The organism is Mycobacterium numidiamassiliense, assembly GCF_900157365.1.
In the GTDB taxonomy this organism is placed as follows: domain Bacteria; phylum Actinomycetota; class Actinomycetes; order Mycobacteriales; family Mycobacteriaceae; genus Mycobacterium; species Mycobacterium numidiamassiliense.
On record NZ_FUEZ01000004.1, the window covers coordinates 4,293,470 to 4,308,788 of the forward strand.

General features: G+C 67.0%; 14 protein-coding genes. 4 read left to right on the forward strand and 10 right to left on the reverse strand.

Going from position 1 to position 15,319, the window contains the following annotated elements; all coding sequences use genetic code 11:
- Positions 1-7 precede the first annotated feature (7 nt).
- A complete protein-coding gene (gene ald, locus MNAB215_RS28530; RefSeq protein ID WP_077081739.1) occupies positions 8-1,123 on the forward strand; it encodes an alanine dehydrogenase in 1,116 nt (371 codons plus the stop codon).
- Positions 1,124-1,162: 39 nt separating this feature from the next.
- Here ald and MNAB215_RS28535 read toward each other — a convergent pair whose 3' ends face one another.
- The 5 genes from MNAB215_RS28535 to MNAB215_RS28555 form a co-directional block, all read right to left on the reverse strand.
- Positions 1,163-2,191 (reverse strand): nitronate monooxygenase, encoded by a 1,029-nt coding sequence (locus MNAB215_RS28535; RefSeq protein WP_077081740.1) that lies wholly within the window; start codon positions 2,189-2,191, stop codon positions 1,163-1,165.
- A 4-nt stretch (positions 2,192-2,195) separates the two neighbouring features.
- Positions 2,196-3,551, reverse strand: a complete 1,356-nt coding sequence (locus tag MNAB215_RS28540) for a M16 family metallopeptidase (protein ID WP_077081741.1) — start codon at positions 3,549-3,551, stop codon at positions 2,196-2,198.
- Positions 3,529-5,793: a polyribonucleotide nucleotidyltransferase gene (locus tag MNAB215_RS28545; protein WP_165691624.1), complete on the reverse strand. Its 2,265-nt coding sequence runs from the start codon at positions 5,791-5,793 to the stop codon at positions 3,529-3,531. Before MNAB215_RS28545 ends, MNAB215_RS28540 begins: the two co-directional genes overlap by 23 nt.
- Positions 5,794-6,127: 334 nt before the next feature.
- Positions 6,128-6,397 carry a 30S ribosomal protein S15 gene (gene rpsO, locus MNAB215_RS28550; protein ID WP_077081743.1) on the reverse strand — a complete coding sequence of 90 codons (270 nt, stop codon included), beginning with the start codon at positions 6,395-6,397 and terminating at the stop codon, positions 6,128-6,130.
- Between the two features lie 302 nt (positions 6,398-6,699).
- Positions 6,700-7,674 carry a bifunctional riboflavin kinase/FAD synthetase gene (locus tag MNAB215_RS28555; protein ID WP_077081744.1) on the reverse strand — a complete coding sequence of 325 codons (975 nt, stop codon included), beginning with the start codon at positions 7,672-7,674 and terminating at the stop codon, positions 6,700-6,702.
- 122 nt (positions 7,675-7,796) lie between these two features.
- Here MNAB215_RS28555 and mntR point away from each other — a divergent pair, with 122 nt between their 5' ends.
- Positions 7,797-8,501, forward strand: coding sequence for a manganese-binding transcriptional regulator MntR (gene mntR / locus MNAB215_RS28560; RefSeq protein WP_077081745.1), 705 nt, complete (start codon positions 7,797-7,799; stop codon positions 8,499-8,501).
- 14 nt (positions 8,502-8,515) lie between these two features.
- Here mntR and MNAB215_RS28565 read toward each other — a convergent pair whose 3' ends face one another.
- Both MNAB215_RS28565 and MNAB215_RS28570 read right to left on the reverse strand, forming a co-directional pair.
- Complete coding sequence (locus MNAB215_RS28565) at positions 8,516-9,766, reverse strand: acyl-CoA dehydrogenase family protein (protein ID WP_077081746.1); 1,251 nt, start codon at positions 9,764-9,766, stop codon at positions 8,516-8,518.
- Between the two features lie 7 nt (positions 9,767-9,773).
- Positions 9,774-10,964 carry a lipid-transfer protein gene (locus MNAB215_RS28570; RefSeq protein WP_077081747.1) on the reverse strand — a complete coding sequence of 397 codons (1,191 nt, stop codon included), beginning with the start codon at positions 10,962-10,964 and terminating at the stop codon, positions 9,774-9,776.
- Between the two features lie 138 nt (positions 10,965-11,102).
- Here MNAB215_RS28570 and MNAB215_RS28575 point away from each other — a divergent pair, with 138 nt between their 5' ends.
- Positions 11,103-11,966 (forward strand): SHOCT domain-containing protein, encoded by an 864-nt coding sequence (locus MNAB215_RS28575; RefSeq protein ID WP_077082425.1) that lies wholly within the window; start codon positions 11,103-11,105, stop codon positions 11,964-11,966.
- Positions 11,967-12,012: 46 nt separating this feature from the next.
- Here MNAB215_RS28575 and truB read toward each other — a convergent pair whose 3' ends face one another.
- Genes truB through MNAB215_RS28590 form a run of 3 tightly spaced genes read right to left on the reverse strand, consistent with a single transcriptional unit; the run spans position 12,013 to position 14,590 of the window.
- Positions 12,013-12,921 carry a tRNA pseudouridine(55) synthase TruB gene (gene truB / locus MNAB215_RS28580; protein ID WP_077081748.1) on the reverse strand — a complete coding sequence of 303 codons (909 nt, stop codon included), beginning with the start codon at positions 12,919-12,921 and terminating at the stop codon, positions 12,013-12,015.
- On the reverse strand, positions 12,918-13,604 hold the full coding sequence (gene pptT / locus MNAB215_RS28585) for a 4'-phosphopantetheinyl transferase PptT (RefSeq protein WP_077081749.1): 687 nt from the start codon (positions 13,602-13,604) through the stop codon (positions 12,918-12,920). Before pptT ends, truB begins: the two co-directional genes overlap by 4 nt.
- Positions 13,604-14,590 carry a metallophosphoesterase family protein gene (locus MNAB215_RS28590; RefSeq protein ID WP_077081750.1) on the reverse strand — a complete coding sequence of 329 codons (987 nt, stop codon included), beginning with the start codon at positions 14,588-14,590 and terminating at the stop codon, positions 13,604-13,606. Before MNAB215_RS28590 ends, pptT begins: the two co-directional genes overlap by 1 nt.
- A gap of 149 nt (positions 14,591-14,739) precedes the next feature.
- Between MNAB215_RS28590 and MNAB215_RS28595 the strand changes: the two genes are divergently transcribed.
- Entirely contained in the window at positions 14,740-15,315 is a 576-nt protein-coding gene (locus MNAB215_RS28595; protein WP_077081751.1) for a DUF3558 domain-containing protein, read from the forward strand.
- Positions 15,316-15,319 lie beyond the last annotated feature (4 nt).

Consider the following 15,319-nt stretch of genomic DNA (forward strand, 5'->3'; position numbering starts at 1 on the left):
TGAAGGCATGCGAGTCGGCATACCTACCGAGACCAAAAACAACGAATTCAGGGTCGCCATCACCCCGGCGGGCGTCGCCGAATTGACCCATCGCGGCCAAGAGGTGCTCGTCCAGGCAGGTGCCGGCGAGGGGTCGGCGATTGCCGACGTCGAGTTCAAGGCGGCGGGCGCCCAGGTGATCGACACCGCGGGCGAAGTGTGGGCCGAGGCCGATCTGCTGCTCAAAGTCAAAGAGCCGCAGGAGGCCGAGTACGGCCTGCTGCGCCGTGGGCAGGTTCTGTTCACCTATCTGCACCTGGCCGCTTCGCCCGCGTGCACCGGGGCGCTTCTGGCTTCCGGCACGACGTCGATCGCCTACGAAACCGTGCAGACCCCCGACGGGGTCCTGCCCTTGCTGGCCCCGATGAGCGAAGTCGCCGGCCGGCTCTCCGCCCAGGCCGGGGCCTATCACCTGATGCGCACGCAGGGTGGTCGCGGCGTGCTGATGGGCGGGGTGCCGGGGGTCAAACCGGCCGACGTCGTGGTGATCGGTGCGGGCACGGCCGGTTATAACGCCGCCCGGGTCGCCAGCGGAATGGGTGCCAGCGTGATGGTCTTCGACGTCAACATCAACAAGCTTCGGCTGCTCGACGCGGAGTTCACCGGCCACATCCAGACTCGCTACTCGTCGGCATACGAGCTGGAAGGGGCCGTCAAGCGTGCCGACTTGGTGATCGGCGCGGTACTGGTGCCGGGCGCCAAGGCGCCCAAGTTGATATCGAATTCGCTTGTCGCGCAAATGAAATCTGGTGCTGTCTTGGTCGACATTGCCATCGATCAGGGTGGCTGCTTCGAAGACTCGCGACCCACCACCCACGACGATCCTACGTTCTCGGTGCACGACACGGTGTTCTACTGCGTGGCCAATATGCCTAGCGCGGTCCCGAAGACCTCGACCTACGCGCTGACCAACGCGACCATGCCGTATGTGCTCAGGCTCGCCGACCACGGCTGGCATAACGCTTGCCAGGCAGATTCCGCTCTGGCCAAAGGGCTTTCGACGCACGACGGCGCGCTGCTGTCCGAACAAGTAGCCGCCGACCTGGGCATGCCGTTCACCAGCCCGGCCAGTGCGCTGGCCTGACGCTCAAATTCGCCGACGCGACAGTTCCGGCACGGTGCGTCAGGCGCCGGCCGCGAGGCTCGCGACGATATCGGCCGCCGGCCCGGTCTGCGCCTTGGCGAAAGACGTTCCCGCCCAGAGGTCTATCCCGTTGGGATCCTCCCAGTCGGCCGCTGCCTCCCGGATCGGCAGCGTCATCTGATGCACCTCGGGATACCCCAAGGGAGCCACGTTGTCGAAAAGACGAATGAATTCGTTCTCCAGGCCGCGCGCATACCGGCCCGAGAACGCGCGCGAAACGATGGTCTTGCCGAAGAGCTGGTTCTTCATGGCGGTGCGCTGCGTCGTGGAGGTGGCGGCTTCGTCGCTGAGCAGCAGCGCGGTGCCCACCTGCGCAGCGATCGCTCCCCTGCGCAGCACGCCGGCGACGTCCTCGGCGGTGCCCAGCCCACCGGTCGCGATGATCGGGACGTCGCGGTGCGCCCGATGGATCCGATCGATCAGCTGATGCAATGACTCGGTGCCGGGCTCCATGTCCGGTGCGAAGGTGGCCCGGTGCCCACCGGCGTCGGGGCCCTGGACCACCAGGCTGTCGGCACCGGCGGCGACCGCCACCCCGGCCTCGTAGGCCGATGTCACGGTGACCATCACCAGCAGCCCTTGCGCCCCCAGCCGCGCGATCACGTCCGGCGACGGCACGCCGAAGGTGAAGGACACCAACTCGGGCCGCAGGTCTGCGACCACCTCGAGCTTGCGTTCCCAGTCGTCGTCGTGGCCGAATTCGGGTGTGCCGACCGTCACTTGGTAGTGGTCGGCGATCCCCTCGAGTTCGTCGGCGTAGAAGTTCAGCTGCGCCCAGTCGGCCACACTGGGTTGCGGCACAAGCAGGTTCACGCCGAGGGGGCCGGTGGTGGCCGCGCGTGCCGCGGCGACATCCTCGGCGAGCCGGTCCGCGCTCAGGTGCCCGCCGGCCACAAATCCGAGTCCGCCCGCGTTGGACACCGCGGCCGCCAACGCCGGGCTGCCGGGTCCGCCGGACATCGGTGCGCCAACGATGGGCACCATGATGTCCCAGAAGCCCAGTACCATCCGGCTAATTTACCATCGCCCGAAGTTGTTGTGGCAGCGACCGTTTCGAAGCATACGGACCGACAACCGCGGCGCCGTACGGCTTGCCCAGCAACCTGCGGGCGACCGCGTTGACCTCATCGAGGGCCACGCCGTCGATTTGCTGCAGGGTGTGCTCGATGCTGCGGTGCTTTCCGTAGTTCAACTCGCTGCGCCCGATGCGGCTCATCCGCGAGCTGGAATCCTCCAGGCCCAGGACCAGGCCGCCGCGCAACGAGCCCTTGGCGATGCGCCATTCCGCCTCGGTGATGCCGTCGCGCGCCACCGATCCGAGCACCTCGCTGATGACGTGCATGACATCGGCGAACCGCTCGGGCTGGCATGCGGCATACACCGACAGCGCACCGCTGTCGGCGAAGATGTCCAGCGCCGAGAACACCGAGTAGGCCAGCCCACGCAACTCGCGGACCTCTTGGAACAGCCGCGAACTCAGCCCGCCGCCCAGCGCGGTGTTCAGCACCGCCAGCGCCCAGCGATGTTCCCAGCCGCGCCCCGGAGTGCGGACACCCAGCGTCACGTGGGTCTGCTCGGAGTCGCGATGGGCCAGCGCCAAGGTGGGTGCGCCGTTGACCCGTCCGGCAGTCTTGCGCGGCGCGGCGGGCTGGCGGCCGCGAACCAGGTGCGGGCCGAAATGTGTGCGCACCAAGGCGACCACCTCGTCGTGGTCGACGTTGCCGGCCACTGCGACGATCATCCGCTCCGGCGTGTAGCGCCGGACGTGGAACGAGTGCAGCTGGGCCCGGGTCATCGCCGACACCGACTGCGCGGTACCGATCACCGGACGGCCCACCGGGTGGTCGCCGAACAGCGCCGACAGGAACAAGTCCCCCAGCGCATCCTCGGGATCGTCGTCACGCATGGCGATTTCCTCGAGGACGACGTCGCGCTCCAGCTCCACGTCGTCGGCGGCGCAGCGCCCGTTGAGCACCACGTCGGCGACCAGGTCCACGGCCAGCTCCAGGTCGCTGTCCAGAACGTGCGCGTAGTAGCAGGTGTGTTCCTTGGAGGTGAACGCATTCAGCTCTCCGCCAACGGCGTCCATCGCCTGTGCGATCTCGACCGCGGTGCGCGTCGGGGTCGACTTGAACAGCAGGTGCTCGAGGAAGTGCGCCGCCCCGGCCACGGTGGCACCCTCGTCGCGCGAGCCGACACCGACCCAGACGCCGACGGAGGCGGAGCGCACCGCGGGCAAGAACTCGGTGACGACCCGCAGGCCGCCGGGCAATGTGGTGCGACGCAGCACCGCGTGGTGTTCAGGTTTCGCTGCGGCGGAGTGCTTGCCCCGCCGCAGCGCGGGGTCAGCTGCTGGCCGTCGCGGCATCGGCCGGTGCGGTCTCCGGGGAGTCGGCGGCGGGGGCGGCTCCGTTGTCGTCCTCGGCCACCAAAACCAGCGAGATCTTGCCCCGCTTGTCGATGTCGGCGATCTCGACGCGCAGCTTGTCGCCGACGTTGACGACGTCCTCGACCTTCGCGATCCGCTTGCCCCTGCCGAGTTTGGAAATGTGCACCAGACCGTCACGCCCGGGCAGCAGCGACACGAAAGCACCGAAATCGGTTGTCTTGACCACGGTTCCGAGGAACCGCTCGCCGACCGTCGGCAGCTGCGGGTTGGCGATAGCGTTGATCCTGTCGATCGCGGCCTGCGCCGAGGGGCCGTTGGTGGCACCGACGAACACGGTGCCGTCGTCCTCGATGGAGATCTGCGCGCCGGTCTCCTCGGTGATCGAGTTGATCATCTTGCCCTTGGGGCCGATGACCTCACCGATCTTGTCCACTGGGACCTTGATGGTGGTCACCACCGGCGCGTACGGGCTCATCTCGTCGGGTGCGTCGATGGCCTCGGCCATCACCTCGAGGATGGTCAGCCGGGCGTCCTTGGCCTGGGCCAGCGCACCCGCGAGCACCTGCGACGGAATGCCGGCGAGCTTGGTGTCCAGCTGCAGTGCGGTGACGTAGTCCTTGGTACCGGCGCATTTGAAGTCCATGTCGCCGAACGCGTCCTCGGCACCCAGGATGTCGGTCAGGGTGACGAAGCGGCGCTCGGTCTTGCCGTCCACCTCGACGTCGTCGGAGACCAGGCCCATTGCGATGCCGGCCACCGGCGCCTTGAGCGGCACACCGGCGTTGAGCAGCGCCAGCGTGGACGCGCAGACCGATCCCATCGAGGTCGAGCCGTTGGAGCTCAGCGCTTCGGACACCTGCCGGATGGCGTACGGGAATTCTTCGACGCTGGGCAGCACCGGAATCAGCGCCCGCTCGGCCAGCGCCCCGTGCCCGATCTCGCGCCGCTTGGGCGAGCCGACCCGGCCGGTCTCGCCGGTGGAGAACGGCGGGAAGTTGTAGTGGTGCATGTACCGCTTGGATGTCTCCGGCCCCAGCGAGTCGATCTGCTGGGCCATCTTGACCATGTCCAGCGTGGTGACACCGAGGATCTGGGTTTCGCCGCGCTCGAACAGCGCACTGCCGTGCGCCCGCGGAACCACCGCGACCTCGGCCGACAGCGCGCGGATGTCGGTGATGCCGCGGCCGTCGATGCGGAAGTGGTCGGTGAGGATGCGCTGGCGGACCAGCTTCTTGGTCAGCGAGCGGAACGCGGCGCTGACCTCCTTTTCGCGGCCCTCGTAGGTTTCGGCGAGCCTTTGGGCCACCTCGCCCTTGAGCTCGTCGGTGCGTGCGTCGCGCTCGGCCTTGCCACTGATGGTCAGCGCCTTGGCGAGCTCGTCGGTGGCCACCGAGGCGACCGAGTAGTACACGTCTTCCTGGTAGTCGGGGAACAGCGGGTACTCGGCGGTGGGCTTGGCGGCCGCATCGGCCAGCTCCTGCTGCGCGGTACACAGCGCGTCGATGAACGGCTTGGCGGCCTCCAGGCCTTCTGCCACAACGCTTTCCGTCGGCGCCGCGGCGCCGCCCTCGACAAGTTCGATGACCCGTTCGGTGGCCTCGGCTTCGACCATCATGATGGCCACGTCACCGTCGACCTTGCGGCCGGCCACCACCATGTCGAACACAGCGTTCTCGAGCTGCTCGACGGTGGGGAAGGCAACCCAGGTGCCGTCGATCAGCGCCACCCGCACGCCGCCGACGGGGCCGGAGAACGGCAGACCGGAAATCTGGGTGGACGCCGACGCGGCGTTGATCGCCAGCACGTCGTACAGGTCGTTGGGGTCCAGGCTCAGGATCGTGACCACGACCTGGATCTCGTTGCGCAGCCCGGAGACGAACGACGGGCGCAGCGGGCGGTCGATCAGCCGGCAGGTCAGGATGGCGTCGGTGGACGGACGGCCCTCACGACGGAAGAACGACCCGGGGATGCGACCCGCGGCGTACATCCGCTCCTCGACATCGATCGTCAGCGGGAAGAAGTCGAAGTGCTCCTTGGGTGACTTGCTGGCGGTGGTCGCCGACAGCAGCATGTTTTCGTCGTCCAGGTAGGCGACGACCGAACCAGCGGCCTGCAGGGCCAGCCGGCCGGTCTCGAAACGGATGGTGCGGGTGCCGAAGCTCCCGTTGTCGATGACGGCGGTCGCTTCGAACACGCCTTCTTCAATTTCAGCTACAGACATAGGTGTCCGTACGGCCTCTCTCGAGTTATTCAGCTTTTTCGCGCGTCAGTGCGCAACCCGGAGGGCGTGCTCCCGTGGGAGCACCGAGAAGCAGAGTCTGAATACGGCTACGGCCATCGATCGAAGCGGCCGACCTACCCCAGATCCGGGGAGCCCGGCAGCCACTACCGAAGACCGCCCGATGCAGACGGGGCTGTTCTCGCGTGACACGCTGGAACGGAACACGCGGATCTGCGTGGACCGCACCATTCGCTCGGGCCGAAACGGCCCAGAACGTCCCCACTCTACATGGGCGAGCTTGGCTTGCTGCCAAGGGTCCGGGCATTGCCGGAGGTCAGCGACGCAGACCCAGGCGCTCGATGAGCGAGCGGTAACGCTCGACGTCGATCTGCGAGATGTACTTGATCAGCCGGCGCCGGCGACCCACCAGCAGCAGCAAACCCCGCCGCGAGTGGTGGTCGTGCTTGTGCTGCTTGAGGTGCTCGGTGAGGTCGGCGATCCGCTTGGTCAGCAGCGCGATCTGCGCCTCGGGCGATCCGGTGTCGGTGTCGCGCAGGCCGTATTGGCCAAGAATTTCTTTTTTCTGCTCGGCTGTAAGCGCCACGAAATTGTCTCCATCAATAGGTCCGCGATCTTTACGTCTCAGGGCGCGGCCACCGCGAACCGCAGCACGCGCCGATGTCGTCCGGCAGTCTAGCAGCGGTTTCACCGGCGGGCATAAACGCCGAGGCTGCCCGCCGCTGTCCGCCGGTCGGTGTCACATCCGCCCCACCAGCCTCGGCACCGAGCGATGGTCGTCGTGCCCGCCTCACCGCGACAATGCGGAAGCCGGCGGCGAAGTCGCTCGGAGGCGGGCAAAACGCGGGCCGGGCCAGGCAGTGACTGGAGTGACGGATGTGGCGACACCTACCCCGCGGACAGCAGCGAACGCGTCCGGTCGGTGTCGGCAGCGATGGCGTCCACCAACTCCTGCAGCGAGTCGTACTTGTGCTGCCCGCGAATTCGCGCGACGAAGTCCAGCGCCACATGCTGTCCATACAGGTCAGCGGTGGTATCCAGGACGAACGCCTCGACGGTACGGGTGCGCCCGGAGAACGTCGGGTTGGTGCCGATGGACACCGCGGCTTGGTAACGCTCACCCGGGACGACCGTCCCGGTCACCGGTCCGTGCCCGAGCACGGTGAACCAGGCGGCATATACGCCGTCGGCCGGGATGGCCGAATACATTGGCGGCGCCACGTTCGCGGTGGGAAAGCCCAGCTCGGCGCCTCGACCGTGGCCGCGGACCACCACTCCCTCGACGCGGTGTGGGCGGCCCAGCGCCTCGGTGGCAGCCACCATGTCGCCGGCGTCCACGCAGGACCGGATGTAGGTGGACGAAAACGTCACGGTCTCGTTGCTGAGGTGCTCGGAGAGCAGCGACATCGCCTCCACCGCGAATCCGAACCGCTCCCCGGCCTTGCGCAGAGTCCCGACGTTTCCGAGAGCCTTCTTGCCGAAGGTGAAGTTCTCCCCCACCACCACCTCCACCACGTGCAGGTTTTCCACCAGTAGCTCGTGGACGTAGCGCTCCGGGGTGAGCTTCATGAAATCGGTGGTGAACGGCATTACCAGAAAGACGTCGACGCCCAGTTCTTCGACGAGCTCGGCGCGTCGGGTCAGCGTGGTCAACTGCGCCGGATGGCTACCGGGATAGACCACTTCCATGGGGTGCGGGTCGAACGTCATCAACACACTCGGCACGTTGCGGGCCCGGCCGGCTTTGACGGCGTGCGCGATCAATTCGGCGTGCCCGCGGTGTACCCCGTCGAACACTCCGATGGTGAGTACGCATCTGCCCCAGTCCGTGGGGATCTCGTCTTGGCCGCGCCACCGCTGCACGATGGCAAGCCTACGGCCCGACGCCGACCGCCGCGCGCACAAGATCGGGATTCGCTTACTGGCGGCGGCGAGCCGCCGGTCAGGACGCGGGATCCGGCCCAGGTTGCCTAGACTTTTCGGTTGTGAGGGCTGATGACGAACCTGGCGGCGTCACCGCGGTTGGCCAGGACTATTTGAAAGTCATCTGGAATGCCCAGGAGTGGTCGCCCGAGGGGGGCCCGCAAAAGGTCAGCACCAAGATGCTGGCCGACCGCATCGGGGTGTCCGCCAGCACCGCCTCGGAGTCGATCCGCAAACTCGCCGAGCAGGGCCTGGTCGACCACGAGAAATACGGCGCGGTGACTCTGACCGACGCGGGGCGGCGTGCCGCCCTGGAAGTGGTGCGCCGCCACCGGCTGCTCGAGACCTTTCTGGTCAACGAACTCGGCTACGGCTGGGACGAGGTGCACGACGAGGCCGAGGTGCTCGAGCACGCGGTATCGGACCGTCTGGTGGCCCGAATCGACGCCAAGCTGGGATTTCCGCGCCGCGATCCGCACGGCGATCCCATCCCGGCCTCCGACGGGCAGATTCCCAAGCAGCCGGCCCGTCAGCTGTGGGTCTGCGGCGACGGCGAGACCGCGACGGTGGCCCGCATCTCCGACGCCGATCCCGAGATGCTGCGGTACTTCACCAGCGTCGGGATCAACCTCGACTCGCGGCTGCGCGTCCTGACGCGGCGCGAGTTCGCCGGCATGATCTCGGTCGCGATCGAATCGGCCGACGGTGCCGAGACCACAGTGGATCTGGGCAGTCCGGCCGCGCGCGCGGTCTGGGTCGTCGCCTAGCCCAGCGCCGACGGCTAGTCCGCCAGCAAGCCCTTGGCGATGTGGGTGACCTGAACCTCGTTGCTGCCCGCGTAGATCATCAGTGACTTGGCGTCCCGTGCCAGCTGCTCGACCCGGTACTCGGCCATGTAGCCGTTGCCGCCGAACAACTGCACGGCCTCCATCGCCACGTCGGTCGCCGCCTCCGAGGAGTACAGCTTGATGGCCGACGCCTCGGCCAACGTCAGCGGTTTCCCGGCCTGCTGGCGCTCGATGGTCTGAAAAACCATGTTCTGCACATTCATTCGGGCGATCTCCATCTTCGCCAGCTTGAGCTGGATCAGCTGGAACTGCCCGATGTTCTTGCCCCACAGCGTGCGGTTCTTCGCGTAATCCACGCACAGCCGGTGGCATTCGTTGATGATGCCCAGCGCCATCATCGCGATCCCGATCCGCTCGGCGGCGAAGTTGTCGCGGGCGCTGTCGCGGCCGTCCCCGCTGGCATGCTGTTCGCTCTCGCCGAGCAGCCGGTCGGGACCCAGCCGGACGTTGTCGAAGAACAATTCGTCGGTCGGCGAGGACATCATGCCCATCTTCTTGAAGGGCTTGCCCTGCGTCAGGCCTTCCATCCCCGCATCGAGCACGAAGACCAGCACCTGGCGGTTTCGCTTGTCCACGGACGGGTCGCCGTCGTCGAGTTTTGCGTAGACCACCAGAACATCGGCGCACGGCCCGTTGGTGATGAACGTCTTCTGCCCGTTGAGGATGTAGTCCGCACCGTCGCGCTTGACGTAGGTCTTCATACCGCCGAACGCGTCCGAGCCGGAGTCCGGCTCGGTAATCGCCCACGCCGCAATCTTTTCCAGCGTCATCAGCTCCGGCAGCCAGCGTTCTTTCTGGGCCAGCGTGCCGCGGCTCATGATGGTCGCCGCGCCCAGGCCGAGGCTGACCGAGGCGGTACTCAGCAATCCGATACTGACCCTGGCGATTTCGGAGACCAGCACCGCGACCATCGACCCCTGGACGATGCCGCCCGAATCGTCTGCGCCCGCTGACTTTTCGCCCTTGGGCTCACCGTTCTGCTTGGCCCGCTCGCGGTCCAGCATCTTCTTGACCGACTCGGCGGCCATCGCGTCGAGGCCGAACTGGCTGAAGAACTTGCGGGCGATCGGATAGGGCGACAGGGCCCCGGTTTCCAGTTCGTCCAGATGCGGGCGGATCTCCTTGTCCACGAACTGACGCACGGCATCCCGCATCATCAGGTCGGTGTCGGACCATTCGTACATGGCGCCCTTAACGCTCGGCGCGCTGATACGCGGTGACCACCGCGGCGCCGCCCAGTCCGATGTTGTGTTGCAGTGCGGCGGTGACGTTCTCGACCTGACGCTTGTCGGCCTGACCCCGCAACTGCCAGTTCAGTTCGGCGCACTGCGCGAGGCCGGTCGCTCCCAGCGGGTGGCCCTTGGAGATCAGGCCGCCGGACGGGTTGACCACCCAGCGTCCGCCGTAGGTGGTGTCGCCGTTGTCGATCAGCTTCGGCGCCTCGCCCGGGCCGCATAGGCCGAGGGCTTCGTACAGCAACAGTTCGTTGGCCGAGAAGCAGTCGTGCAACTCGATGACCTGGAAGTCCTCCGGCCCGAGCCCGGATTGGTCGTAAACCTTCTGTGCCGCTTGTACATTCATGTCATAGCCGATGAGGTTCTTGGCGCTGCCGTCGAAGGTGGACTTGAAGTCGGTGGTCATGGCCTGGCCGACGATCTCCACCGCCTGGCCGGCCACCCCGTGGCGGTCGACGAATCCCTCCGAGGCCAGGATCGCCGCGCCCGAGCCGTCCGAGGTCGGCGAGCACTGCAGCTTGGTGAGCGGGTCATAAATCATCTTCGCGTTGAGGATGTCGTCGAGGGTGTACTCGTCCTGGAACTGCGCGAACGGGTTGTTCACCGAATGCTTGTGGTTCTTGTAGCCGATCTTGGCGAAGTGCTCCGCGGTCGAGCCGTATTGCAGCATGTGCTCGCGTCCGGCGGCGCCGAACATCCAGGGTGCCGCCGGGAAGGCGAACTCGCTGATCTCGGCCATCGCCTTGATGTGCTTGTCCATCGGGTTGGTGCGGTCTTCGTAGGTGGTCTCCAGCGATCCGGGCTTCATCTTCTCGAACCCCAGCGCGATCGTGCAGTCCGCCAGCCCGCCGCGAATCGCCTGCGCCGCCATGAACAGCGCGGTGGACCCCGTCGAACAGTTGTTGTTGACGTTGACGATCGGGATGCCGGTCAGACCCAGTTCGTACAGCGCCCGCTGCCCCGCGGTCGATTCGCCGTAGACGTAGCCGACGTAGCCCTGCTCGATCTCGCTGTAGTCGATGCCCGCGTCTTGTAGGGCATTGGTCCCCGACTCGCGCGCCATGTCCGGGTAGTCCCACCCCTCGCGGCGGCCCGGCTTCTCGAACTTCGTCATGCCGACGCCGATGACATAAACCTTGTTGGACATCGTTGCCCCTTCTCCGACATCGGGTTTCTTGACACCCGTCTAGCCCGCAGCTTAACCGCGCGGCTCGTCAGCTGGAACCCTGCCCGCGTCTCACGTGCGTAGGCTCGAATGAAGACCCACGACGAAAGATTCACGATGATCAAGGCAACGGTCACCCCTGAAGCCGGCCACGCCATCGCCGACATCGCGCAGCGCCACGGGCTCTCCCAGGACGCGGTGCTGGCCATGCTGGTTGCCCTGCGCGAGGGCGGCGGCACCATGGCCCAGTTCAACATCCCCGAGCTCGGCGGAAACGGGCAGTGGATGCGGGGCGGGATGACGATGGTCGGCAACATGTTCGACAACGCACTGAAGGCCCGTGTCGACGCGCTGTGCAACGAGCTGACCCAGCTGCTTGCCACCACCGCGGTGTTTCCGGCACCGGCCGCGGGCTCGCAGGCGGAAGGCCTGTTCGGCTCGAACAACTGGTGGCCGGGTGACCTCGGGGTCCCAAGCTCCGCCGGCGGCCAGAACGACGTGCGCTACGCCTTCTTTCCGAGCACGCGGCGGCTGGCGATCCAAATAGGTGGTGTCACAAAAGTTTTCGACACCGGCGATCATCAGATCGGCGGTGTGCAACAGCAGCAGGGCACCGGGTACAGCTCGGTGAGCTTCACCAGCCAGCTCGGCACCTTCGGCGTATCGAGCCTGCACGAGGTCGGCACCCGCCAGGTGGCACACACTCCCGCCGCGGCACCGCCTCCGTCCGCGGCAACGGGGCATCAGTCGCAGTACCAGTCCGGTCCGGCCGCGCACCTCCCACCTGCCGCCGCCTTCCCGCCCGAGGCACCGGCCCCACACGCCGCACCGGCAGCCAAGCCCGCTTCCGGCGCCTCCGAGGATCCTGGGAATTCCCAGGCCATCATCGCGGCAATCGAATCGCTGGCCGGATTGCATGAGCGCGGCATCCTCTCGGATGAGGAATTCGCGACCAAGAAGACCGAACTGCTCGGCAGACTCTGATCCGCTACCGCGTCGCTGGGCTCGAGCCGATTTACCCCACTTCTCCTCAGGACGTCCCGTCCTGCATCGTCGCGGGGCGGATCACCACCACCGACTTGGTGCGGGAACCCTCGTCCCGCAGCAGAGCGATCACCCGGCCGTCGGCGGCGCCGGCGGCGTAGACGCCGTCGATGCCGGCCGGCGACAAGGCTCGGCCGTTGCCGGCCGCCTCGGCCTCCTCGGCGGTCAGGTCGCGCAGCGGGAACATCAGGCGACACGCCTCGTCCAGGGACCAGGTCAGCCGCGGGGATTCGGCCAGATCGTCCAGTGCCCGGGCCTCGCCGAGCCCGAAGCGGCCGACGCGGGTGCGCCGCAACGATGTCAGATGCCCACCGACCCCGAGCGCGTCCCCGAGATCGCGGGCCAGCGCGCGAATGTAGGTGCCCGACGAGCAGTCGACCTCGACGTCGAGATCGACGATGCCGTCGAAGCGCCGGACCGCCGACACCTCGAACCGGTCGATGCGCACAGGGCGGGCCTCGAGTTCGACGGCGTGGCCCTCACGGACCAACTGATAAGCACGACGCCCAGCGACCTTGATCGCGCTGACCGCCGAGGGCACCTGCTCGATCTCGCCGCGCAGCCCGGCGACCGCGGACTCGATCGCCTCCTCGGCGACATGTGTGGCCGAAACACTATGCAGCAGTTCGCCTTCAGCGTCCTCGGTGCTCGTGGTCTGACCCAGGCGGACGGTGGCGGCATACGACTTCGAGGTCGCCGAGAGCAGGCCGAGGATCTTGGTGGCACGGTCGATCCCGATCACCAGCACGCCGGTGGCCATCGGGTCCAGCGTCCCGGCGTGTCCCACCCGCCGGGTGGAAAAGATCCGGCGACAACGCCCGACGACGTCGTGACTGGTCATGCCGGCCGGCTTGTCGATGACGACAATCCCAGGGCCGGTAGGACTTTCGGTCATAGGACGATCGCGGTCAACACCAGTCCGCGCTCAACCGACCAGCGGCCGCTCAGCGCAGTCAGCGGCGGACCCGACAGCGCCTCCGGATCGATCAGGATCCGCGAGACGAATCCGCCCACCGTCGCCGCGGGGCCGTCGGCCGTGAACGTGATGTGGGCGTCCTCGAAACCCAGCCATCTCTTGGTCAGCGGAAACCACGCCTTGTAGGTTGCTTCCTTGGCGCAGAACAGGATTCGGTCCCAATGCAAGCCGGCCGGCATGGCGAGCGGGATTTCGCTGCGCTCCTCCGGGAGGCTGACCGCGTCCAGCACGCCGTGCGGCAACGTGTCGTGCGGTTCGGCGTCGATACCCACCGAGCGCACCGCGGCCCTGCGTCCCACCACGGCGCCGCGGTAGCCCGTGCAGTGGGTGAGGCTACCCACCACGCCGTCCGGCCAACACGGTTCTCCCTTGTCGCCCTTCAGGATTGGCACCGGCGGCAGACCGAGCTGGCCCAGCGCTATCCGGGCACAATGGCGAACGGTGATGAACTCGTTGCGCCGCTTGGCCACCGACTTGGCGATCAGCGGCTCTTCCTCGGGCAGCGGGGCCAGGTCGGGCGAATCCGAGTAGGTCTCCGAATACGCCAGATCGTCTGTCGCCGTGACGGGCAGCACCGAGGAGACCAGCAGCTGCTCCGCCATCACGGCTGCCGCTGCCGCAATCGTTCCCGGAATTTCGCGGACTGTTCCCGCATCTCCGGAGTGATCGCGAAGTGGCCGCCGAATTCGTTGAGGAAACCCGGCGGGTACTGGGGGTCCGGCAATATCTGGCGCAGCCAGGTGGGCGGCTTGCGGCGCCGCCACTCCCGCGGGTAGCCCACCGACACCTCCTCGAAGCGCACGTCGTCGTACCAGGTGGTCCGCGGAATGTGCAGGTGCCCGTAGACCGAGCAGATCGCGTTGTAGCGGGTGTGCCAGTCGGCGGTCTGGGTGGTCCCGCACCACAGCGAGAACTCCGGGTAGTACAGCGCGTCGCACGGCTCACGCACCATCGGAAAGTGATTCACCAGGACGGTCGGTGTCATCCAGTCGAGCTCTTCCAGCCGCTTGCGGGTGACCTCGAGTCGCTCGCGGCACCAGGCGTCGCGCGTGGGATACGGCTCCGACGAGAGCAGGAATTCGTCGGTGGCCACCACGCTGGCCTCCCGCGCGATGGCCAGGCCCTCGGCCTTGGTCGTCGCCCCCTTCGGCAAGAAGCTGTAGTCGTAGAGCAGGAACATCGGCACGATGGTCGCCGGACCGCCGCGTTCGGTCCACACCGGATACGGATGCTCGGGCGTGACGACGCCCATCTCGTCGCAGATGTTGACCAGGTAGTCGTAGCGGGCCTTGCCGAAGACCTGGTTGGGGTCGCGGTTGGTCGTCCACAGCTCGTGGTTGCCCGGCACCCAGATCACCTTGGCGAACCGTCGTCGCAACAGGTCAAGTGCCCAGCGGATCTCGTCGGTGCGCTCGGCGACATCGCCGGCGACGATCAGCCAATCATCCGGCGACGTCGGATACAGCGACTCGGTGACCGGCTTGTTGCCCAGGTGGCCGGTGTGCAGGTCGGAGACCGCCCACAGTGTTGGTTGGCCGCTCGCCTTCGCCCCATTGGTCGAGTCCTGCCCCGATTCTTGCCACGCCATAGGTAACCAGCCTAACGACTTGGTGCGACGCCCCTTGCCGGGCCAGGCCCTTGCCTGCGGGATTAGAACGTGTTCTGGTTTTCACTGTGACCGCGCTGACCCGACTTGTACACTCCCGGCAAAGGACCGCCGCGACGTCAGGGGGTGTCGTGTTCGCCAGGATGCGTCTGATCGGTGCGTTTGCCGCGCTACTCACCGCGATCGTCGTCGGCGTCCAGAGCGCCCCGCCCGCGCCGACCGGTGCCCGCACCGTCGACCTGCGGTCGACCGCGGCGCCCATGGAGACCACGATGAAGAGCCCGATCGTGGCCACCACCGACCCGAGCCCGTTCGATCCGTGCCGGGACATCCCGTTCGACGCCCTGCAGCGGCTCGGGCTGGCATTCACGCCCCCCGAACCCCAGGACGGGCTGCGCTGCCAATTCGACGCGGGCAACTACCAGCTGGCCGTCGAGCCGATCATCTGGCGCACCTATGAGAAGTCGCTGCCCCCTGACGCCCTCGAGACCACGATCCAGGGTCACCGCGCGGCCACCTACTGGGTGCTCAAGCCGACCTACCACAACAGCTACTGGTTCTTCTCCTGCATGGTCGCGTTCAAGACCAGCTACGGGGTGCTGCAGCAGGCGCTGTTCTACTCGACGGTGTACTCCAACCCCGAGGTCGACTGCCCGTCCACCAACCTGCAGCGGGCCAACGACTTGATGCCGTATTACAAGTTCTAGGTCC